The sequence below is a fragment of the Prevotella sp. P5-108 genome, assembly GCF_002251385.1.
GTDB lineage: Bacteria > Bacteroidota > Bacteroidia > Bacteroidales > Bacteroidaceae > Prevotella.
Genome location: NZ_NPJJ01000043.1, coordinates 218,576 through 239,942 on the forward strand (window position 1 = coordinate 218,576; position 21,367 = coordinate 239,942).

General features: G+C 46.9%; 18 protein-coding genes and 1 pseudogene. 17 read left to right on the top strand and 2 right to left on the bottom strand.

Going from position 1 to position 21,367, the window contains the following annotated elements:
• Positions 1-91 precede the first annotated feature (91 nt).
• The 6 genes from CIK95_RS09090 to CIK95_RS09115 all read left to right on the top strand — a co-directional run bounded on the left by CIK95_RS09090 (position 92) and on the right by CIK95_RS09115 (position 9,196).
• Positions 92-2,896 (top strand): prolyl oligopeptidase family serine peptidase, encoded by a 2,805-nt coding sequence (locus tag CIK95_RS09090; protein WP_094466839.1) that lies wholly within the window; start codon positions 92-94, stop codon positions 2,894-2,896.
• Between the two features lie 109 nt (positions 2,897-3,005).
• Complete coding sequence (locus tag CIK95_RS09095; RefSeq protein ID WP_094386891.1) at positions 3,006-3,947, top strand: bifunctional hydroxymethylpyrimidine kinase/phosphomethylpyrimidine kinase; 942 nt, start codon at positions 3,006-3,008, stop codon at positions 3,945-3,947.
• Positions 3,944-4,819: a pyridoxal 5'-phosphate synthase lyase subunit PdxS gene (gene pdxS / locus CIK95_RS09100; RefSeq protein ID WP_094386890.1), complete on the top strand. Its 876-nt coding sequence runs from the start codon at positions 3,944-3,946 to the stop codon at positions 4,817-4,819. Before CIK95_RS09095 ends, pdxS begins: the two co-directional genes overlap by 4 nt.
• Positions 4,816-5,376: a pyridoxal 5'-phosphate synthase glutaminase subunit PdxT gene (gene pdxT / locus CIK95_RS09105; protein WP_094388941.1), complete on the top strand. Its 561-nt coding sequence runs from the start codon at positions 4,816-4,818 to the stop codon at positions 5,374-5,376. The genes pdxS and pdxT overlap by 4 nt, the downstream gene beginning before the upstream one ends.
• 120 nt (positions 5,377-5,496) lie before the next feature.
• On the top strand, positions 5,497-8,310 hold the full coding sequence (gene uvrA, locus CIK95_RS09110) for an excinuclease ABC subunit UvrA (protein ID WP_094388940.1): 2,814 nt from the start codon (positions 5,497-5,499) through the stop codon (positions 8,308-8,310).
• A 4-nt stretch (positions 8,311-8,314) separates the two neighbouring features.
• Complete coding sequence (locus tag CIK95_RS09115) at positions 8,315-9,196, top strand: glycosyltransferase (RefSeq protein WP_158215116.1); 882 nt, start codon at positions 8,315-8,317, stop codon at positions 9,194-9,196.
• Here the strand turns inward: CIK95_RS09115 and CIK95_RS09120 are convergent.
• Positions 9,171-9,992, bottom strand: coding sequence for an MBL fold metallo-hydrolase (locus CIK95_RS09120; RefSeq protein WP_094388938.1), 822 nt, complete (start codon positions 9,990-9,992; stop codon positions 9,171-9,173). The genes CIK95_RS09115 and CIK95_RS09120 overlap by 26 nt on opposite strands.
• A 122-nt stretch (positions 9,993-10,114) precedes the next feature.
• Here CIK95_RS09120 and CIK95_RS13190 point away from each other — a divergent pair, with 122 nt between their 5' ends.
• Complete coding sequence (locus CIK95_RS13190) at positions 10,115-10,285, top strand: hypothetical protein (protein WP_158215117.1); 171 nt, start codon at positions 10,115-10,117, stop codon at positions 10,283-10,285.
• A gap of 60 nt (positions 10,286-10,345) precedes the next feature.
• Here CIK95_RS13190 and CIK95_RS09125 read toward each other — a convergent pair whose 3' ends face one another.
• Positions 10,346-12,091: a phospho-sugar mutase gene (locus tag CIK95_RS09125; protein WP_094466841.1), complete on the bottom strand. Its 1,746-nt coding sequence runs from the start codon at positions 12,089-12,091 to the stop codon at positions 10,346-10,348.
• Positions 12,092-12,213: 122 nt separating this feature from the next.
• On the opposite strand from CIK95_RS09125, the gene CIK95_RS09130 reads away from it, so the two are divergent.
• The 10 genes and pseudogenes from CIK95_RS09130 (at position 12,214) to hisIE (ending at position 21,361) form a co-directional block, all read left to right on the top strand.
• Positions 12,214-12,498: a DUF4491 family protein gene (locus CIK95_RS09130; protein WP_094388936.1), complete on the top strand. Its 285-nt coding sequence runs from the start codon at positions 12,214-12,216 to the stop codon at positions 12,496-12,498.
• Complete coding sequence (gene rlmH, locus CIK95_RS09135) at positions 12,495-12,965, top strand: 23S rRNA (pseudouridine(1915)-N(3))-methyltransferase RlmH (RefSeq protein ID WP_022311437.1); 471 nt, start codon at positions 12,495-12,497, stop codon at positions 12,963-12,965. The genes CIK95_RS09130 and rlmH overlap by 4 nt, the downstream gene beginning before the upstream one ends.
• A 39-nt stretch (positions 12,966-13,004) precedes the next feature.
• Positions 13,005-15,341 carry a GH92 family glycosyl hydrolase gene (locus tag CIK95_RS09140; protein ID WP_094466842.1) on the top strand — a complete coding sequence of 779 codons (2,337 nt, stop codon included), beginning with the start codon at positions 13,005-13,007 and terminating at the stop codon, positions 15,339-15,341.
• Positions 15,342-15,395: 54 nt separating this feature from the next.
• Positions 15,396-16,697 carry a glycoside hydrolase family 28 protein gene (locus tag CIK95_RS09145; protein WP_094421338.1) on the top strand — a complete coding sequence of 434 codons (1,302 nt, stop codon included), beginning with the start codon at positions 15,396-15,398 and terminating at the stop codon, positions 16,695-16,697.
• A 328-nt stretch (positions 16,698-17,025) separates the two neighbouring features.
• Complete coding sequence (locus CIK95_RS09150; RefSeq protein ID WP_022311440.1) at positions 17,026-18,042, top strand: SPOR domain-containing protein; 1,017 nt, start codon at positions 17,026-17,028, stop codon at positions 18,040-18,042.
• Complete coding sequence (locus CIK95_RS09155; RefSeq protein WP_022311441.1) at positions 18,042-18,575, top strand: FHA domain-containing protein; 534 nt, start codon at positions 18,042-18,044, stop codon at positions 18,573-18,575. The genes CIK95_RS09150 and CIK95_RS09155 overlap by 1 nt, the downstream gene beginning before the upstream one ends.
• A gap of 78 nt (positions 18,576-18,653) precedes the next feature.
• Positions 18,654-19,247 carry an imidazole glycerol phosphate synthase subunit HisH gene (gene hisH / locus CIK95_RS09160; protein ID WP_094386880.1) on the top strand — a complete coding sequence of 198 codons (594 nt, stop codon included), beginning with the start codon at positions 18,654-18,656 and terminating at the stop codon, positions 19,245-19,247.
• Positions 19,244-19,930, top strand: a pseudogene (hisA, locus tag CIK95_RS13480) (1-(5-phosphoribosyl)-5-[(5-phosphoribosylamino)methylideneamino]imidazole-4-carboxamide isomerase); the annotation flags it as partial. The gene hisH and the pseudogene hisA, both read left to right, overlap by 4 nt.
• Before the next feature lie 21 nt (positions 19,931-19,951).
• On the top strand, positions 19,952-20,716 hold the full coding sequence (gene hisF / locus CIK95_RS13310) for an imidazole glycerol phosphate synthase subunit HisF (RefSeq protein WP_254046451.1): 765 nt from the start codon (positions 19,952-19,954) through the stop codon (positions 20,714-20,716).
• 3 nt (positions 20,717-20,719) lie between these two features.
• Entirely contained in the window at positions 20,720-21,361 is a 642-nt protein-coding gene (hisIE, locus tag CIK95_RS09170; protein WP_022311444.1) for a bifunctional phosphoribosyl-AMP cyclohydrolase/phosphoribosyl-ATP diphosphatase HisIE, read from the top strand.
• The last annotated feature ends 6 nt before the right edge of the window (positions 21,362-21,367 follow it).

The window sequence follows — 21,367 nt, forward strand, 5'->3', positions numbered from 1 at the left end:
GGCCATCCCCTATCCGCATGTTGCATCAGTCTTTATGATTACTTCGTCCGATGGGAATGGCCACTAATACTCTAACTTCATTTAATACCCAATGAAACAGAAATCACTGTTGTTCTTAATCCTGATGGCTCTCGCCATCCAGTATGGTTGGGCTCAGAAGAAGCCCCTTACCCACGATGTGTATGATGCTTGGCAGAGCGTACAATCTGCTTTCCTCTCCTCAAAAGGCAATGTAAGCCTATGGGAAGTTAATCCACAACAAGGCGACGGCACACTCTACATCCGCGACAACCGCAACGGTCGCCTCATCACACTCCCCAGAGGCCACAGAGCAAGAATCACCTCAAACGAGAAATATGTAGTGGCGCAGATTAAGCCATTGTTCTCACAGACACGTGATGCTAAAATCAAGAAGAAGAAAGCAGCTGATATGCCCAAGGACTCTGTGGCTATCATAGACCTCAATGATGGAAGCATTAAGAAAATCGCCAACGTCAGCGGATATAGCATGGGACGAGTAGAGCAGCCTGTAGTTGCCATTGCTCTGACCTATAAGACTCCAGAGCCATCTATGGTAGCCGAAAAGGAGAAGGCTAAAAAGAAGAAAAAGGACAAAAAGACAAAGGATGAGGCTCCCAAGGCCAAGGTGGACAAGGATGCTGCCAATGACATGATTCTCTATACCTTTGCTACAGGAGACACCGTGCGCATGCGCTGTGTAGCTGGTTACGAAATCAATGCCCAAGGTTCACAGATGGCATACGTTGCCCGCGACAAAAAAAACCATAATATCATGAAACTCGCCAATCTGTCGAACCTGGATGCTCAGAGCATCTCGGCAGAAGCCACATTCATGTCATCGCCTAAATTCAATTGGACAGGCGACAGACTTATGTTTATGGCAGCCACAGATACCATACCCTCTGGTAGCCGCCACTGTTCACTCTATGAATACCGTCTTCAGGGAGGACTCCGTACGGTTGTAAGCAGTGATGATTCTTCAAAACTCATTGATGGTTGGGGAATTACGGACAAATCAAATCCATACTACACCCGTAACGGCAATCGCATTATGGTAGGCATTATGCCCTATGTAGCTCCAGACAACAAAACCAAGTATGACTTCGAGACCGCCGAGCCCAGCATTTGGCGCTATGATGCCGACCTTATTCCACCGATGTTCAAATCAGGAGAACTGAAGAACGGCACCTCGCAGGTAATATGCACCATTGACAACGAAGGCAACTTCATCCGTCTTGGGCAGTCTTACTACGACCGACTGCTATTCCCCGACCTCAGTGTTACAAATACGGCCCTTTCCGTGGACAATACCGGACGCATACTCGAGCAGCAATGGGATATTCAGACCAAGAAGCGCATCTCTGTCATAGATACCTATACAGGCAAGCGCACCCAGATTGCCGACTGCAAAACTGCAGGCGAAACCATTTCACCCGATGGCAAACACGCCGCATGGTTTGACTTGGAAAAGCATCACTGGATGCTTGCCAACACCTCTACCCATAAGATTGCCAACATTACAGCATCACTCAAGGTTCCATTCTACAACGAAGACACAGACACCCCCAGCGAAGCGGCTCCCTACGCCGGCGTTGTATGGACTTCGGACAATCGTGGTATGATTCTCACCGACCGTTTCGACCTATGGTATATCCCTCTCGACGGCAACAAACCACTTAACCTCACTCAGGGCAACGGACGCAAAGATAGCATACAATACCGTTTCCGCAACCTTCAGCCTTCTACAGACAAGGTTGGCTTCGACGCCTGCCAGCCTATATATCTTTCGGTATACAACTACCGCACCAAGGAGAACGGCTTCGCAAAGACAGATTTGAATGCCAACCTGCAGCAACTCGAATATGGAAAGTATACCTATACCAGCCTGTGCAAGGCCGATTCTGCCAACACGTTCATGGTATGCAAGGGTAACTTTGAAGTTCCTATGAATCTTTGGCTCGTCAACGACAAGTGGACTCAGTTGAGCAACATCAATCCCCAGCAGGCTGACTATGCTTGGGGTAAGCCAGAGCTCTTCCAGTGGAAGGCATTTGACGGCACCCCACTCGACGGTGTGCTCTATAAGCCAGATAACTTTGATCCCAACAAGAAATATCCGGTCATTGTCTATTTCTATGAGCGCAACAGTGAGTCACTCTACCGTTACTTCAGTCCTGCGCCCAGCCGCAGCATCGTTAACATCCCTTACTTTGTAAGCAACGGATACATTGTTTTTGTTCCCGATGTGGTTTATAAGGTAGGTCATCCTGGCAAATCTGCTTACAATTGTATTGTAGCTGGTGCCAAAGCTCTTGCAGCCAATAAGTGGGTGGACAGTTCCCACATGGCCATCCAGGGTCAAAGTTGGGGTGGCTATCAGGTAGCTTATCTCATAGCCCACACTGATATGTTTGCTGCAGGTGGAGCCGGTGCTCCCGTTTGCAATATGACGAGTGCTTATGGAGGCATCAGATGGGGCACAGGAATAAGCCGCCAATTCCAGTATGAGCAGACACAGAGCCGTATTGGCAAAGACCTCTGGAGCGGCTTCGACCTCTACATAGAGAACTCTCCCCTCTTCGATTACCCCAAGGTAAAGACCCCTGTGCTCATCATGCACAACAATGCCGATGGTGCTGTTCCCTATTATCAGGGAATTGAGATGTTTATGGCGCTCCGTCGTTTGGGCAAACCCGCCTGGTTGCTTGAATATAACCGAGAGGCCCATAATCTCTCCAATCGTAAGAATGCCAAAGACCTGAGCAAGCGTCTGTCTGATTTCTTCGACCACTATCTCAAGGGAGCTCCTCTCCCCGACTGGATGAAGCCCGACACACCTTATATCATCAACGGCCAGGCCAAGAGGCTCTATTAACAGCGACAAAGATTTTGCTAAATTGCTCGTTTTTATTGTCTTTTCAAGAACATTTCTTTGATATGTCAGAAATAATACGTTATTTTGCATAGCAAAAGGTAGACGAGCAATGGATACAATACTGACTATTACAGGTTCAGACAATACAGGAGGCTCTGGTGTTCAGGCGGACATCAGAGCCATTACTGAACTTGGAGGCCGTATGGTTTCTGTAGTCACTTGTATCACCATCCAGAATACGCTTGGTATTCAGGAGTTTTATGACATACCCGCCCAAGTAGTTGCAGACCAGATTGAAGCCATTGGGAATGATATGCAGCCCCCCATCGTCAAGGTTGGAATGGTGCGCAATCTCCAGACCTTATCGGTCATCATCAATTACCTCCGCCGATACAAGCCTTCATACGTTATCTATGACCCCGTCGTCTTTTCCAGTAACGGCGACCTGCTGATGGAAAGCCATCTCATAGGTATGATACGCCAGCATCTCCTGCCCCTTTGTTCGCTGATACTTCTCAGAAGGAAGGAGTCTACGCTGGTATTAGGCAATACATCCCCAGACAATGTCTCACTGCTCGACGACACCCCTGTTCACGGATATTCCAACTTGCTTTCCACCGCCATTACTTATTATCTCTCGCAAGGCAACTCGATAAACGAGGCCATGCAGAAAGCATCCGAGTATCTGCGCATCCACGTTTCTCCCGATGACAGTTCGCATAACCGCAGCACCGAACTCTACCGCGATTTCACCAAGGCCATAACCGCCTACCTCAAGCAGCGGAGCGATGTTGCCTATTATGCCGACTTCCTGAATGTCACCCCGCGCTATCTGGCCCAGGTTACAAACCGCATCAGCGGCATGACACCCAAAGCCATCATAGAGCAGCATTTGGAAGACGCAATCTGCAACGAACTTTTTAACACAGGGAAGACTATTCAGGAAATAGCCTATGAATACCAGTTCTCTTCACAGGCTCACTTTACCAAGTTCTTCAAACGTATCACTGGATATACTCCAAGTAATTATCGTAAAAATCATATACAATGACAACAGAAAGACAAATTTTGAACCGCAACTTGGCTCAGATGCTCAAAGGCGGTGTAATCATGGACGTAACAACCCCCGAGCAGGCACGTATCGCCGAAGCAGCTGGTGCCTGTGCCGTAATGGCATTGGAGCGAATCCCTGCGGACATCCGCGCAGCCGGAGGTGTATCACGTATGAGTGACCCCAAGATGATAAAGGGAATCCAGGAGGCTGTCAGCATTCCTGTAATGGCTAAATGCCGTATCGGCCATATTGCCGAGGCACAGATTCTGCAGGCTATCGAGATTGACTATATCGACGAGAGCGAGGTACTCTCTCCTGCCGACAATATCTATCACATCGACAAGACCCAGTTTGACGTGCCCTTCGTATGTGGTGCCAAGAATCTGGGAGAAGCCCTCCGTCGTATTGCCGAAGGCGCTACCATGATACGTACCAAGGGCGAGCCCGGTACAGGCGATGTCGTTCAGGCCGTTAGTCACATGCGCATGATGCAGAGCGAAATCCGTCGCATTACCAGCATGAGCAAGGATGAACTCTATGAAGCTGCCAAGCAACTCCAGGTACCTTACGACCTCATAGTCTATGTTCACGAGAATGGCAAGCTCCCTGTAGTAAACTTCGCCGCTGGTGGTGTTGCCACACCTGCCGATGCCGCCCTCATGATGCAGTTGGGTGCTGAAGGCGTATTTGTTGGAAGCGGAATCTTCAAGAGTGGCAACCCTGCAAAGCGCGCAGCCGCCATCGTACAGGCTGTTACCAATTACAATGACCCCGTCAAACTGGCAGAACTGAGCGAAGACTTAGGCGAAGCTATGGTTGGTATCAACGAGCAGGAGATTGAACTGCTTATGGCAGAACGTGGCAAATGAGAGTAGGTGTATTAGCTCTCCAAGGAGCCTTCATCGAGCACGAACAGATGCTTCAGCACATAGGTGTTGAAGCATTTGAAATCAGACAGTTAAAAGATTTCCAACAACCCATCAACCGTCTGATTATCCCGGGCGGAGAAAGCACCACATTGCGCAAGTTGCTCAAGGATACAGGGCTCTTTACACCTATCCGCGAGCGCATCCTTGACGGAATGCCAGTCTTTGGAACATGCGCAGGAATGATACTTCTCGCCCAACACATCGAGAACGAGACCGACACCGGACTTGCCACCATGGATATTACCGTGCGTCGCAACGCCTACGGACGTCAGTTGGGCAGCTTTTATACCGAGTCTGAGTTCAAGGGCATCGACCATCCGATACCTATGACATTCATCCGTGCTCCATACATCCAGTCTGTGGGCGAGGGAGTAGAAGTATTAGCAACAGTCGATGGCAATATCGTGGCCGCACGCCAAGGTAGCCAGCTTGTTACCTCATTCCATCCCGAGCTCAATGACTCGGAAGAGATACACAGACTGTTCCTCAGCCTCTAAGATAATCATAATATTCTAACACAATCATCTTGGGCATTACAAATGGTAATCTTTAGCATACCCAAGGTGATTGTTTTTTTCCCAATCACCATTACTTAAGCATTACCAATTATTCTTCTTATGGACTATATAGAACTGAAAGGCGTAAGGGTCAACAACCTGAAAAATATCAATATATCAATCCCCCGCAACAAGTTTGTTGTCATAGCGGGAGTCAGTGGTTCGGGCAAGAGTTCATTGGCTTTCGATACGCTCTATGCCGAAGGACAGCGCCGTTATGTAGAGTCTCTCTCCAGTTATGCCCGTCAGTTCTTGGGAAGAATGAGCAAGCCCGAGTATGACTTCGTCAAGGGACTTCCTCCTGCAATTGCCATTGAGCAGCGTGTAATTTCGCGCAACCCGCGTTCTACCGTAGGTACATCTACAGAGATTTACGAATATCTTCGATTGCTCTTCGCACGTATAGGCAAGACCTTCTCTCCGATTAGCGGCCAGGAGGTAAAGCGTCATTCTACAGAAGACATCATAGCGTGCACCCACCAGTTTGCCGAGGGTACCCGCTTTCTGATATTGGCCCCTGTCCATGTGGCCGAAAACCGCACTCTGGCTCAGCAGTTGGAAATGTACCGACAGGGAGGCTACCAGCGCCTGTATGTCAATAAGGAGGTGCAGCGTCTGGACGACCTTCTCGCAAGCACCGAGCCCCTACCCGATGCCAAAGATGTATATATAGTGGTCGACCGCCTTACCGTTTCGGCAGAGAATGACCAGGTGTCACGCCTGGTCGATTCGGCAGAGACCGCCATGTACGAAGGCAACGGCACCTGCGTATTGGTATTCATACCGTCCAACTTGTCCTACGAGTTCTCCACAAGATTCGAGGCCGACGGCATAACCTTTGAAGAGCCCAATGACAATATGTTCTCCTTCAACTCTCCTGTAGGGGCCTGCCCTACCTGCGAGGGCTTTGGAAGCATCATCGGCATTGACGAGAAACTGGTTATCCCCAATTCTACGCTGAGTGTCTATGAGGGATGCGTCAAATGCTGGCATGGAGAGAAGATGAAGGCTTGGAAGGAAGAGTTCTGCCGACGCGCACAGAAAGACAACTTCCCCATCTTCACCCCCTATAATGCCCTGACCCAAGCCGAGAAGGATATGCTGTGGCATGGGCTGCCATCCGAGCAACACATGAACATTCATGACAAGGTTTGCATCGACTCTTTCTTCCAGATGGTCAAAGACAACCAGTATAAAATACAATATCGTGTGATGCTGAGTTGCTATCGTGGACGCACCACGTGTCCTGATTGTCGTGGCGGACGTCTTAAGAAGGAGGCCAACTGGGTAAAGATTAATGGGCGAAGCATAACCGACCTCGTACAGATGCCCATAGGCAACCTGCTGGAATGGTTCAGGAATCTGCAACTATCTGAGTACGAGCAGAAAGTAAGCAAACGTCTGTTGACAGAGATTACCAATCGTCTGGATTACCTGTGTCAGGTTGGGCTGCAATACCTCACGCTGAACCGCCAGTCCAACAGTCTGTCTGGAGGCGAATCTCAACGCATCAGCCTTACCACCGCCATCGGCAGTTCGCTTGTGGGTTCTCTTTATATCCTTGACGAACCGTCCATAGGACTTCACAGTCGCGACACCCAACGGTTGATAAAAGTTCTGAGAGAACTGCAGCAGTTGGGCAATACCGTGATAGTGGTAGAACACGACGAAGAAATCATGCGTGCCGCCGACTACCTGATAGATGTCGGTCCCGATGCAGGCCAGCATGGAGGAAGCATCGTCTTCGAAGGCGATATGGCCCAGCTGTCTAAGGCTACCGTCAAGGACTATCCGCAGTCTTATACCGTGAAATATCTTACCGGTGAAGAGACAATAGCCATACCCGCATCGCGCCGTCCATGGAATCGCTCCCTGACGGTCAAGGGCGCCCGCATGAACAACCTCAGAGGCATAGACGTACAGATACCGCTCAATGTCATGACCGTCGTCACCGGTGTGTCGGGTTCGGGCAAGAGTTCTCTCATCAAGGGTATACTCTATCCCGCACTGAAGCGCAGACTCGATGAGGTTGCCGATTTGCCAGGAGAGTATCTGTCCCTCGAGGGCGACGTGGATTCCATCAAGCACGTCGAGTTTGTCGACCAGAATCCTATTGGCAAATCCACCAGGTCCAATCCGGCCACCTACGTCAAGGCATACGATGCCATCCGGCAGTTGTTTGCCGACCAGCCCCTTTCGCGCCAGATGGGGTATACTGCCCAATACTTCTCGTTCAACGCCGAGGGTGGACGATGCGAGGAATGTAAAGGAGCAGGCGTCATCACGGTAGAGATGCAGTTCATGGCCGACTTGGTGCTCGAGTGTGAAGCCTGCCACGGCCGGCGGTTCCAAAAAGACATCCTCGATGTTACCTTCCACGACAAGAACATCTACGATGTGCTCTGCATGACCATATCCGAAGCCATCGACTTCTTTACCCAGTACAACCAACCAGTCATTGTCAACCGCCTGAAGCCTCTTCAGGATGTCGGACTTGGCTATATAAAGTTGGGACAGAGCTCTTCTACGCTGTCGGGAGGCGAAAACCAGCGTGTCAAATTGGCTTACTTTATTGGGCAAGAGAAAGCCGACCCCACCCTGTTTATCTTTGACGAGCCTACGACGGGCTTGCATTTCCACGACATCCAGAAACTGCTCCACTCGTTTGACTCGCTTATCAAGCGAGGTCATTCCATACTGATTATCGAGCACAATATGGAGGTCATCAAGTGTGCCGACTGGGTCATCGACCTCGGACCCGATGGCGGAGACAAAGGTGGCGGCCTGGTATTTGAGGGAACGCCAGAAAATCTGGCGACATGCAAGGAAAGCATTACCGGCAAGTATCTGGCAGACAAACTCAAAGAAGCATAAAGATATGAAAGGACTGTCCATACTGATACCTGAATACAATTGCGACTGCACCCAGCTTGTGCGCGATTTGCACCGCCAATGCGCCTCGGCCCAGTTGCCTTCTTGGGAGATTGTCGTTGCAGACGATGGTTCTATCGATGAGACTGCCGTCAATCAGAATCGCATCATCGGCACCTGGGACAATTGCACCTTCATCCGCAACGAGCAGAATATGGGTCGTGCGGCTATCCGCAACTTCCTTGCCGAGAAAGCGCAATACGACCGCCTGCTCTTCATCGACTCAGATATGTGCATCGTGTCCGAAGACTTTGTGAAAACCTACCTTGCATCTTCAGCCCCTGTAATATATGGCGGCTATAGTATCGTGGGAAATCATGCGGGCAATCTGCGCTATGAGTATGAACGCCAAGCCGAGCACAGTCATCGGGCCTCGGTGAGACAACGGAACTGCTATAAAGACTTTCACACCTCCAACTTCTGCATAGACCGAAGCATCTTTATCGCCCACCCATTAGACGTTTCCTACGAAGGCTACGGATATGAAGACGTGGCGTATGGCGACCAGTTGTGCCGAGCAGGCATTCCCATTCAGCATATTGACAATCCCGTGGGTTATTATGATTTTGAGACCAACGAATCATATATGCTAAAAGTAGAAGAGAGCCTGTTGACCCTGTACCGGCACCGCTCCCAACTGAAAGACTATTCCCGCATCATCGCCGTAACGGCAGTTGTCGAACGCATACACCTGCATCATCTGGCTGGAGCATTGTTCCGATTGGTACAAAACAAAATGCGGAGACAGATTGTGACCTGCCCCCGCTTGATGTTGTTCACGTTATATAAGATTGGGTACTATATTAATCTTGCTCGTTGTCAGAAGTAAGTTTGAATACACCTGTCGGTATCTTGCGTTTCAGTACATCCAGTTTCAAACTGCCTCCTATCGGTTTTCCGGCTTCTGCCAATGTCTGTTCTATGGTTATGCGTGCAAGTTCCGGATGATTGTTTTCTTCAGACAAATGGCACAACCATATATGTTTCAGCTTCTCTGAAGCCTCTTCGGCTATTACTTTGGCACAATTCTTATTGCTGAGATGTCCGTTGGGACCACTCACTCGCTGTTTGAGATAGGCCGAATAGGGGCCGCTCATCAGCATGGCTTCATCGTGATTGGCCTCAATTATCAGGTAATCAGCGACGCTGATAGCCTTTCTGATTTCATCGGTAATTTCACCCACATCGGTTGCCAGAACTATAGTCATACCCTCATGCTCTATCTGGTAGCCCACGCAGTCCATACTGTCATGAGGCACATGGAATGAGGTAATGTTGAAATTGCCCAACTTCTGCATGACGCCATTTTCTATCACATGCTTGTTGCCAACCGGAACCTTGGCCCTTACACAGTAATTTCGCTCAATGCCATGATGGACCGTGGCCGTGGCGTAGACCGGGATATGGAAGTCCTTGCTGATACAGCCCACAGACTTGATATGGTCAGCATGGTCATGGGTGACGATGATATTCTGTATCTGCGACAGAGAAAGACCATAATTAGAGAAGTGTTTCTTCAGCGTTCGTATGCCGACACCGACATCAACCATCAGATTGTCAGTGTCATTATAAAAAAAATAGCAGTTACCACTGCTACCGCTTCCGAAAGATATAAAATTGAGCATTGTCGTTTTGTCTTTTTTGAAATGCAAAACTACTCAAAAATGGCGAGATTACAAAACTTACCTACACTTTTTTCAAGCCGCTCCTTAATTCCGCCAAGCCCCAGTCTGATTCATTCTACCCCATGACCACCTACAAAGTGATTGCGAACTACGAGTTGCAGAAATCAGACCGTGAAAAATCTATTGCCAACCACGAAACCGTCATTTCAAACCTTGAAATTATCTTCAACATGGTTGGGAAAGAAAACAACATAATCACTGACGAAATTCAAGCACATAAAAAAGGTGTCTGATTGGTCAACATGACGACAATCAGACACCTAAATCTATTTACTGGCTATAGGAGCGTTGGGTTAGAGACCCAGCTGCTTCTTGATTTCCTCTATCTTGGCCATACCTTCCTCCTTGCAACGGGTATAGCATCCTGCGCACTTCATAGTGCCCTTGACCTCAAAGTAGAACTTAATCTTAGGCTCAGTTCCAGACGGTCTTACGCTAAGTTTGGTGCCATCCTCGCAGAACCACTGCAGCACATTGCTGGTAGCAGGCATATCAAGTTTGGTGACATTGCCCTCGCTATCGGTCTGGGTCAGGCTCTGGAAGTCCTTAGAACATACTATCTTGCTTCCTGCGAGGTCCTTGGGAGGATTGTTGCGGAAGTTGGTCATCATCTGCTTGATTTCGTCGGCACCAGTCTTGCCAGGCTTAACCACATTGATGGTATATTCCTCTGAGAAACCATACTCAAGATAGATTTCCATCAACAGTTCGTAGAGAGTCTTGCCCTTGTCCTTGGCATAAGCACAAATCTCAGCCAAGAGAGAACATGCAGAAACGGCGTCCTTGTCACGAACAAAGTCTTCGGCCATAAAGCCGTAGCTCTCTTCGCCACCACCGATAAACTGCTGCTTGCCTTCAGAGATGGCAATCTCACGTGCAATCCACTTGAAGCCTGTGTAGCAATCGCGCATTTCGATATGGTTCTTCTCAGCAATCTTGCGGATAACCTCGGTGGTAACAATAGTCTTGACGATAAAGTCGGTGTCCTTCATCTTGCCCATTGCCTTGCGGTTGGTAATGATGTAATAGAGGAAGAGCAGACAGGTCTGGTTGCCATTGATAAGTATCCACTCGCCCTTGTCGTTCTTGCAGGCCATACCTACGCGGTCGGCATCGGGGTCGCTGGCCATAACGATGTCGGCGTCAATCTCCTTGGCGTCTCTGAGAGCCAGAGTCAGCGCCTCGCCATTCTCGGGGTTAGGAGAAACCACTGTTGGGAAATCGCCACTACGCTGCATCTGCTCCTTGACACAATGTACATTCTCAAAGCCCCATAACTTGAGTGACTGGGGAATCAGCATCATACCAGTGCCATGCAGAGGAGTGTAAACTATCTTCAGGTCTTTCTGACGCTTAATCACTTCAGGGTCGATGCATACAGTACGTATCTTCTCGAGGTATGCCTTGTCAATCTCTTCGCCGATAATCTGGATAAGGTCCTTGTTGGCAGCAAACTTCACGTCGGCTACAGTAACCTTGTTGACTTCGTCGATGATGCCAGTATCGTGGGGTGACAGCACCTGGGCTCCATCCTCCCAGTAAGCCTTATAGCCATTGTACTCCTTGGGGTTGTGGCTGGCAGTAATGTTAACACCTGCCTGGCATCCGAGATGGCGGATTGCGAAAGAGCACTCTGGAGTAGGACGCATATCGTCAAAGAGATATACCTTGATACCATTAGCAGAGAAGATAGCTGCTACATTCTCGGCAAAGAGGCGGCTGTTGTTGCGGCAGTCATGACATACTACAACAGAGATTTGCTCCTTGTCCTTGAAGTTCAGTTTAAGATAGTTGGCAAATCCTTGTGTTGCCATGCCAACTGTATAGATATTCATACGATTGCTACCTGCACCCATGATACCACGAAGACCACCGGTACCAAATTCAAGGTCCTTATAGAAACATTCGATGAGATTGGTCTTGTCTTCCGAAGCGATGAGCGCTTCTACCTCCTTGCGAGTAGCCTCGTCAAAAGCAGGAGTTAACCATTGCTGTGCCTTTTCTGTGCACTGAGCAATCAATTGTGCATTATTTTCCATATTACGTTAAATAAATTGTTATAGTCTGATGCAAAGATAACAAATTATATCCGTGATAATCGCCAATTAGACGATTTTTTTTTGTATTTTTGCAAGCAATAATCAATAAACGTGTATTTATTATGTTTTTCACCGGCTTGATAATCGCTTTCGGCACTTTTCTTATTATCGGAGTATTCCATCCGATAGTAATCAAGACCGAATATTATTTTGGTACCGGCCCATGGTGGGTATTCCTGGTGTTGGGGATTGGCGCCATAATAGCCTCGCTTTGCATAGCCCAGGTTATCCTCTCCAGTCTTCTGGGAGTGATTGGGGCGAGTTGCCTATGGTCAATAGGCGAACTGTTTGAACAGAAAAAACGTGTAGACAAAGGTTGGTTTCCTAAAAACAAGAATCGCCAATGAAGTCAATATTAATTCTGGTTGGCAAAACCACGAACAAGCATTTTGCGGCAGGCATCAAGGACTATACCGAGCGCATCGGCCACTACATGCCCTTTGAGATAATCACCATACCAGAAATCAAGAACACCAAGAGCCTCTCTGAAGAGCAGCAGAAAGAGCGTGAAGGCGAGCTGATACTAAAACAGCTGCAAGCCTCAGATACGCTGGTGCTCCTGGACGAACATGGAGCAGAGTTGCGAAGCATAGAACTGGCCCAATGGCTCGAAAAGCGACAGCAGACATCACGCCGTTTGGTGTTTGTGATAGGTGGCCCCTACGGTTTCTCTCCCGATGTCTATCAACGAGCCAACGACAAGTTGAGCCTCTCGCGGCTTACCTTCTCGCACCAGATGGTGCGTCTGGTATTTACCGAACAGCTCTATCGTGCTTGCACTATAATAAAAGGTGAGCCATACCACCATGAATAATAGACAACAAGAATAATAACTAATATCAGTAATATAATCATGAAGAAGAAAGTACTGCTTTTATCAGCTATCACAATGATGGCCATGTGTGCATTAGCCCAAGCGCAGCAACGCACAAGGTCGAGTTATGTTAACCCGATGATTGGTACAGCCGGTATGGGCCATACCTTTCCAGGTGCCTGTTCACCATTCGGTATCGTGCAGCTTAGTCCCGAGACCGACACCATTCCACAGAATGTGGATGGCAAGTATCAAACGGAGGTTTATTCCTATTGCGCCGGATACCAATATGACGACCCGACAATCGTAGGTTTCAGCCACACCCATCTGAGCGGCACTGGCCACAGTGACCTGGGCGACATTCTCATCATGCCACAGACTGGCAAATTGCAGCTCAACCCCGGTACTGCAAAGGACCCCGACTCGGGCTACCGTTCACGCTATTCACATGAGACAGAAAAGGCATCGGTAGGCTATTACGAGGTGACTCTTGCCGACAACAATGTACGTGCGCAGTTTACCACCACTCCCCGCGTGGGCGTACATAAATATACATTCCCCGATGTAAGCGAGGCCCGCCTGATAATTGACCTCATGCACGGCATCTACAATTACGACGGCAAGGTGCTGTGGAGCACGCTGCGCGTGGAGAATGACACGCTGCTCACTGGTTATCGCATCACCAATGGATGGTCAAGAGCCAACTATACCTATTTTGCCATCAGTCTGAGCAAGCCTATCAAGACCTATGGCTATCGCGACATGAAGCAACTGAAGTACCGTGGCTTCTGGCGCAAGTTTGACATATACAACAATTTCCCCGAGATTGCCGGCCAGGGCGTTGTCACCTATTTCAACTTTGACAATACCGACCGCAAACCTATCACCGTAAAGGTTGCGCTTTCTGCTGTCAGCACCGAGGGCGCACTCAAGAACCTCAAAGCCGAAGCTGAAGGTTTGACATTCGAACAGGCCCGTGCCAAGAATGAGGCTCTGTGGGAAAAGGAACTTGCATGTATTGATGTAGAAGGAAGCGAAGACCAAAAGGCTATGATATATACATCTTTATATCATACGCTGATTAACCCTTCCATCTACATGGACGTGGATAGAAAATACCGTGGCGTAGATGGCAACATCCATGAAGCCAAGGACTTTGACAATTACACTATCTTCTCGGTTTGGGATACTTATCGTGCAGAACATCCATTCCTCCAGTTGGTAAAGCCAAAGCACAACCTGAACATGGTAAAGTCTATGATAGCCCACCAGCAGCAGAATCGCCTGCACATGCTGCCGGTTTGGAGCCTCATGGGCAATGAAGGCTGGTGCATGACGGGATACCATGCTGTTACGGTTGTAGCCGACGCTCTCGTCAAGGGCGCCGCTCTCAATGCCGACGAAGCTCTCCGCGCTATGGACGAGACCGCAAACTGCTCTTACTTCCCAAGCGTTGACAAATACAAGGAATTGGGATATGCTCCATACGACAAAGACAAGACAGCAGCATCCAACACACTCGAGTACTCATACGATGACTGGACCATCTATGCCGCCGCTCTCAAAATGGGACGCAAAGACATTGCGGACAAATATGCCAAGCGTGCCTTGTTCTATCGCAATACTTTTGACAAGAAGATAGGCTTTGCCTCTCCACGTTATGCCAACGGCGAGTTCAAGAAAGACCTGGATCCATACCAGACTTATGACGAGGGATTCATTGAGGGCAACTCGTGGAACTTCTCCTTCCAAGCTCCTCAGGATGTCAATGGTCTCATGAAATTGTATGGAGGCGACAAGGCTTTCCAAAAACGTATTGACGAATTGTTCCAGATGCACTTGCCAGAGAAGTACTATGTGGACAACGAAGACATTACCGAAGAGGGACTGGTTGGCGGCTATGTACATGGCAATGAGCCCAGCCACCACATTCCCTATCTCTACGCCTGGACTTCAGCTCCATGGAAATCTCAAGAGCGTCTGCGTACCATTATGGATCAGATGTATAAGAACAATATCCGTGGTTTGAGCGGTAATGATGACTGCGGCCAGATGTCGGCATGGTATCTGTTCTCTGCCATGGGTTTCTATCCCGTCTGCCCTGGTAGCGACCAGTATGTCATTGGCGCTCCTTTCCTGCCTTATATGCAGATTAATCTTCCCAATGGAAAGACCGTCACTATCAAGGCTCCTGGAGTAAGCGATCGCAATCGCTATATCCGCAACGTCCGCATAAATGGCCGTCCTTACACCAAACTCTATTTTACACATGACCAGCTGGTCAATGGAGCTACTATCGAGTTTGACATGACCTCCAAGCCCAACAAGAGCAGAGGATTGAAGGCTACGGACAAGCCATATTCTATGACCAAATAATAATAACAAGAGGGGGCACGGTCATCGTGTCCCCTCATTTTTAATATACAAAAGATGAATTTATTACTATCAACCATTATCAGTATCCTTACCTTTGGCGCCGTGGCAGACAATGCTAAAACCAACAACGCGCAGGCAATCAATAAGGCAATAGAAGCTGCGGCCGAAAAGGGAGGCGGAAAGGTCGTGGTTCCTGCAGGTACATTTGTGACTGGCACCATTTACCTCAAAAGCAATGTCATGCTTGTTCTGGAACAGGGGGCAGTATTGAAAGGCTCCCCACGCCTTGAAGACTATCAATCGCTAAAGACAACACTTGATTTGTCTAAATATGAAAGCGGTGAAGGAACGGTAAACTATAACAGCGCTACAGACCCGGAATGGTCGCGCTCGCTTATATTTGCCATAGGTGTACATAATGCAGGAATATGTGGCGAAGGAACCATAGACGGCGACAATGTACGCAATCCAAAAGGTGAAGAACACATGCGTGGTCCTCACACTGTCCTATTGGCGGGCTGTAAGGACATGAGTTTCTGCGATTTCACAGTTAATCATTCGGCCAATTATGCATTCTTGGCCTATCAGATAGAAAGCACCCGCTACGAACGAATCAAAATCAATGGCGGATGGGATGGAATCCATGTGCGCGGAGCCAAGCGTCTCCATATTAGCAACTGTAACATTCATTCCGGCGACGATGCTTTGGCTGGTGGCTATTGGGAAAAAGCACAGATAACCAATTGCACGCTCAACTCATCTTGCAATGGTATACGCATGATAATGCCATCGACCAATGTACATGTATCTCATTGCCGATTTGAAGGTCCAGGTGTCTATCCACACATTACATCGGGCCGCACAGCGACAGAGTCTGCAATCAACATTCAACCCGGAGGATGGGGTAAAGCTCCCGGACGATTGGATGGTATATATATAAAGCATTGTATTATAAATAATGTACTGACTCCTATCTCTGTCACTTTAAGTGAAGACAACACAGCTGGTACAATCGTCATTGATGACGTCAAGGCCACCAATGTCAACCATATGGCATTATCAGTAAAAAGTTGGGGAAGCGCTCTCACTGATTTAGTCTGCATGCGCAATGTGCATATGGAGTTCGTGGGAAAAGATGACCCTACCCTTCCCTCATGGTTTGACGGGAAAGATTTCAGCGAATGGCCAGTATTCCCCTGTTGGGGCATGTATTTTAGAAATATTGGGCAAGTAAAACTAAAGAACGTTACCCTCCAGCTGAAAGGAAAGGATTATCGCACACCCATCATCTATGACAACGTACATAAAAAGCCATCAACATCAGCTTGCAACATCATCACAAAAACCGCCAAGTAAATGATTGGCAATGTATATGGTATTAAAATAAAAAAAGCGGTCAGCTTCACAGCGACCACTTTCACTCTTCAATAGGTATTAGCTATTCTAAGGTAAAAAGATTGTTTTCAGGATAACATTTGCAAAGATACGCCTTTTTTTTTAACTGCCAAATAATTCTTTTAACTTTTTCAAAAAAAAGTTGCGAAAGAACAAAATCTTTCAAAAAAACAGCTCAAAATTGCAAACAACTGTAAATAAAGAGCATACGAAAGACACTAAAAAAATGTTGAAATAATTAATAATATTTATTTGGTATATCGGTCAATTATCCGTAACTTTGCAAATAATGATTGAACTCGAAAGACATATTGAAATCCTACTTTTGAGCAACGACTGTGTGATAGTCCCTGGTTTTGGGGGCTTCATGGCTCATCATGTAGATGCACGTTACGACGAACAGGAAAATCTCTTCTTGCCACCGCAGCGCACTATTGGCTTCAACCCTCAGTTGACGCTGAATGATTCTTTGTTGGCTCAATCATACATCGAAGCATACGACATCAGTTATCCAGAAGCCTTGCGCCGTATAGAGGACGAGGTAAGAGAACTGCGTCAGCATATTGAGTGTAATGGCAGTTACGAGCTATATGATTTAGGTATTATTCGCCTGAACGAGTATGGAAAATATGAATTTGAGCCATGTGAAGCAGGAATTCTTACTCCTGAATTGTATGGGTTAAGTTCATTCATAATGAAGCCGACAGCATCTTCATCTGTCCAAACCATTCCGGCAGCTATTGACAAACCCGATAAAGAGGTAAGCCCATTTGACATTTTGATGGATAGCGACGAAAAAGAAGAGGAACAGGAGCGTACCATCAAATTGAGCACCTTGCGCAATATTGCCGTAGCATGCATAACCATCATCGCATTTTTCTTTATCTCATCACCTATAAATAATTCTGATTTGAATTCTAACGAAGCACGTATCAATACTGATATGCTCCTAAGAATTATGCCACGATGCGAGAATATAGAAAAGGCTCAACTAAAGTTAGACGTCGAGAATAAAGATTCCGTTGAGGCCGTTAAGAACAACATGGCAGAATCATCAGACACAATTAGCCACAGTCCTTATTATACTATTGTATTATGTAGCCGTGTAACAGTTAAAAATGCGAACACATATGTTGAGCAGCTACACAGGCAAGGACTCATGGAGGCTCGAGTGACAACGCAAGGAAACTATACCAAAGTGGTTTTAGGTCGCTTTTTATCTGAAAGAGAAGCCTCTTTAGAGGCAATTCGCATCCAGAAGAATACTGGCATCTCTGATTGTTGGGTAACTAAAATGAAAGACTGATGAAAAGAGTAAGATGCCCAAAATGCGATCAATATATACTATTTGACGAAACCAAATATACAGAAGGTCAATCACTTGTTTTTGTATGTGACAGGTGTGGAAAACAGTTTGGAATACGTATGGGAGTTTCCAAATTACGACGACTTCAACGTGATGAGAATCCCGAAGAAGAGGTAGAGGATACCACCTTCGGTTCGATTGTGGTAATCGAGAATATTTTCCATTATAAGCAGATTATCCCTCTCCATATGGGAGAAAACATAATAGGCAGATACATGAAAGGGTCTGGCATAAACTGTCCTATTGAAACTGTCGACCCGAGCATAGATATGCACCATTGTATTATTACTGTACAACGTGACAAAAATGGAGCATTAAAATATATACTCCGTGATGGACCAAGTTATACGGGCACATTTGTTGACAACGTAATCCTTGGCGACCGCGAACGTCGAGTCATACAGAACGGTACACTTTTCACCATTGGAGCCACAAGTATCATTCTCAAGACTCCTGATGGCGATGATGCGTAAAAAATATAACTAAACCTCCCATATTTCAAAAGAAAATTGTATCTTTGCACTTGCAGAAATTGCTAAAGTGTAACGATATTGAAAATTGCGATAGTTAAATATAACGCCGGCAACATATTCTCTGTAGAAAACGCACTGAAACGATTAGGTGTTAACCCTATACTCACAGATGACGTTGAAGAATTAGCATCTGCCGACAAAGTTCTTTTCCCAGGACAGGGAAAAGCAAGTGTTACGATGTCCTATCTCCGAGCACATCGCCTGGACGAAGTTCTTGTCCATCTTACCCAGCCAGTTTTGGGGATATGTATAGGCCAGCAGCTTATGTGTCGCCGTTCGGCTGAAGGTGACGTAGATTGCTTGGGCATATTTCCTATTGATGTAGAGAGGTTCCACCCTGAAAATAAAGAAGACAAAGTTCCTGCAATGGGTTGGAATCAACTTAATATTGTTAGCGACAACCCTCTGCTCAAAGGTCTCGGCGAACAATCTTATGCATATTTCGTACATAGCTATTACGTGCCAACATGTAAATGGACTACGGCAGAGGCATATCATATACTTCCATTTAGCGCATGCCTTTGCAAAGACAATTTCTATGCCACTCAATTCCACCCGGAAAAGAGTGGGAAAACAGGTGAAATCATTCTTAATAATTTCTTGAACCTATGATAGAACTTATACCTGCCATAGACATTATCAATGGTCAATGCGTAAGACTCACTTGTGGTGATTACGATGCTCAAACCGTATATAGCAAAAATCCAACTGATGTGGCGAAACATATTGAAAGTCTCGGATTTAAGCGTCTTCATGTCGTAGACCTGGATGGAGCGAAGTCACACCACATTGTCAATGAACACGTGCTCAAAGATATCACAAGCCAGACTCGATTAAAAGTAGATTTTGGCGGAGGGATAAAAACGCAGGAGGATATAGAAAAGGCTTTTGCAGCTGGTGCTTCTATGGTAACCATTGGCAGTGTAGCCGTTACCCAGCCTGAGCTTTTTGTTGAGTGGCTCAACCATTACGGAGCACATAGAATAATCCTCGGCGCAGACGTACGTTATGGAAAAATATCTGTCAACGGTTGGAAACAAGACTCAGAGATAGACCTCTTTGCTTTCTTGGAACAATACATCAACCAAGGTGTAACACAAGTGTTGTGTACGGATATCAGCAAAGATGGAACCCTTTCCGGACCTGCCATCGAGCTATATGCAGATATCATGAAACGCCATCCCACCCTGCACCTTATAGCCAGCGGTGGTGTTTCGTCGACTGCAGACATCCATAACCTTGCCAAAGCGGGCATTCCTTCCGTGGTATTCGGAAAAGCTTTTTATGAAGGGCGTATAGACACTCATAGTCTGTTTATTCCAAAGGGTATCACAAAGCGTATCATACCATGCCTTGATGTAAAAGATGGCAAGACTGTCAAAGGTACAAATTTCGTTAACCTGCGCGATGCTGGCGATCCAGTTGAACTGGGCAAGTCTTATAGCCTGGCGGGGGCGGACGAATTGGTATTTTTGGACATAACCGCCAGTGCAGAAGGACGTAACACTTTCACAGAAATGGTAACTCGGGTAGCATCAGAAATCAATATTCCTTTCACTGTAGGAGGAGGCATCAATACCATTGATGATGTTGAACGCTTGCTCTATGCCGGTGCTGATAAGGTGAGTGTTAATTCTGCAGCAATTAAAAATCCCCAACTCATCAATGACATTACTGGAAAGTTCGGTTCTCAAGTATGCGTTTGTGCAATCGACGCAAAATATGAAGAAGGCCAATGGAATTGTTATATCAAAGGAGGTAGAGAACGTACATCTATTACCCTGTATGACTGGGCACGTGAAGTAGAATATAGAGGGGCAGGAGAAATACTTTTCACCAGCATGAACCATGATGGGGTTAAAGATGGTTTTGCCATTAATGCACTTTCACATCTCTCTGAGATACTTTCGATTCCAATAATTGCCAGTGGTGGCGCTGGAAGACCAGAGCATTTTAGTGATGTGTTTAAGAGAGGAAAAGCTGATGCTGCTCTGGCTGCAAGTGTTTTTCATTTTGGAGAAATATGCATACCTGAACTTAAACAATATCTTAATGGTCAACATATAAACGTGAGATTGTAAACAATGACAAATATTGACTTCGACAAGATGGGCGGACTGGTTCCTGCCATAATACAAGATGCAACGACTCGTAAAGTGCTTATGCTTGGCTTTATGAACAACGAAGCATATGAGAAGACCATCAACACCGGGAAGGTAACATTTTGGAGCCGTTCCCGCCAATGCTTGTGGACAAAAGGAGAGACTTCTGGCAACTTCCTTGAGCTGGTAAGCATGCAACTCGATTGCGATTGCGACACACTGTTAGTCAAAGCCAACCCATTGGGACCTACATGCCACAAAGGTACTGACACATGTTGGGGCGAAGACAATATAGCCGACCCAATCTTGTTTCTCTCCGAGTTGCAAGATTTTATTACAAACAGGTTTAAGCAGATGCCTGAAGGGAGCTATACCACAAGCCTTTTCAAGAAAGGCATAAACAAGATGGCGCAAAAGGTCGGCGAAGAGGCATGCGAAACCATAATTGAAGCAACCAACGGGACTAACGAGCATCTTGTTTATGAATCTGCAGACTTGCTATATCACCTTATAGTACTTCTCACCAGCAAAGGGTTAAGTTTGAATGATGTGGCCATAGAACTGAAGAAACGACATGACCCCGAATGGGACCGGCAACGTCGCATAGACAAGGCTAACAAATAAAACATA

What these genes read in the sequence shown, in the direction of transcription:
- CIK95_RS09090 (WP_094466839.1), top strand. Translation starts at nt 92, where the DNA reads ATGAAACAGAAATCACTGTTGTTCTTAATCCTGATGGCTCTCGCCATC.
- CIK95_RS09095 (WP_094386891.1), top strand. Translation starts at nt 3,006, where the DNA reads ATGGATACAATACTGACTATTACAGGTTCAGACAATACAGGAGGCTCT.
- pdxS (WP_094386890.1), top strand. Translation starts at nt 3,944, where the DNA reads ATGACAACAGAAAGACAAATTTTGAACCGCAACTTGGCTCAGATGCTC.
- pdxT (WP_094388941.1), top strand. Translation starts at nt 4,816, where the DNA reads ATGAGAGTAGGTGTATTAGCTCTCCAAGGAGCCTTCATCGAGCACGAA.
- uvrA (WP_094388940.1), top strand. Translation starts at nt 5,497, where the DNA reads ATGGACTATATAGAACTGAAAGGCGTAAGGGTCAACAACCTGAAAAAT.
- CIK95_RS09115 (WP_158215116.1), top strand. Translation starts at nt 8,315, where the DNA reads ATGAAAGGACTGTCCATACTGATACCTGAATACAATTGCGACTGCACC.
- CIK95_RS09120 (WP_094388938.1), bottom strand. Translation starts at nt 9,992, where the DNA reads ATGCTCAATTTTATATCTTTCGGAAGCGGTAGCAGTGGTAACTGCTAT.
- CIK95_RS13190 (WP_158215117.1), top strand. Translation starts at nt 10,115, where the DNA reads ATGACCACCTACAAAGTGATTGCGAACTACGAGTTGCAGAAATCAGAC.
- CIK95_RS09125 (WP_094466841.1), bottom strand. Translation starts at nt 12,091, where the DNA reads ATGGAAAATAATGCACAATTGATTGCTCAGTGCACAGAAAAGGCACAG.
- CIK95_RS09130 (WP_094388936.1), top strand. Translation starts at nt 12,214, where the DNA reads ATGTTTTTCACCGGCTTGATAATCGCTTTCGGCACTTTTCTTATTATC.
- rlmH (WP_022311437.1), top strand. Translation starts at nt 12,495, where the DNA reads ATGAAGTCAATATTAATTCTGGTTGGCAAAACCACGAACAAGCATTTT.
- CIK95_RS09140 (WP_094466842.1), top strand. Translation starts at nt 13,005, where the DNA reads ATGAAGAAGAAAGTACTGCTTTTATCAGCTATCACAATGATGGCCATG.
- CIK95_RS09145 (WP_094421338.1), top strand. Translation starts at nt 15,396, where the DNA reads ATGAATTTATTACTATCAACCATTATCAGTATCCTTACCTTTGGCGCC.
- CIK95_RS09150 (WP_022311440.1), top strand. Translation starts at nt 17,026, where the DNA reads ATGATTGAACTCGAAAGACATATTGAAATCCTACTTTTGAGCAACGAC.
- CIK95_RS09155 (WP_022311441.1), top strand. Translation starts at nt 18,042, where the DNA reads ATGAAAAGAGTAAGATGCCCAAAATGCGATCAATATATACTATTTGAC.
- hisIE (WP_022311444.1), top strand. Translation starts at nt 20,720, where the DNA reads ATGACAAATATTGACTTCGACAAGATGGGCGGACTGGTTCCTGCCATA.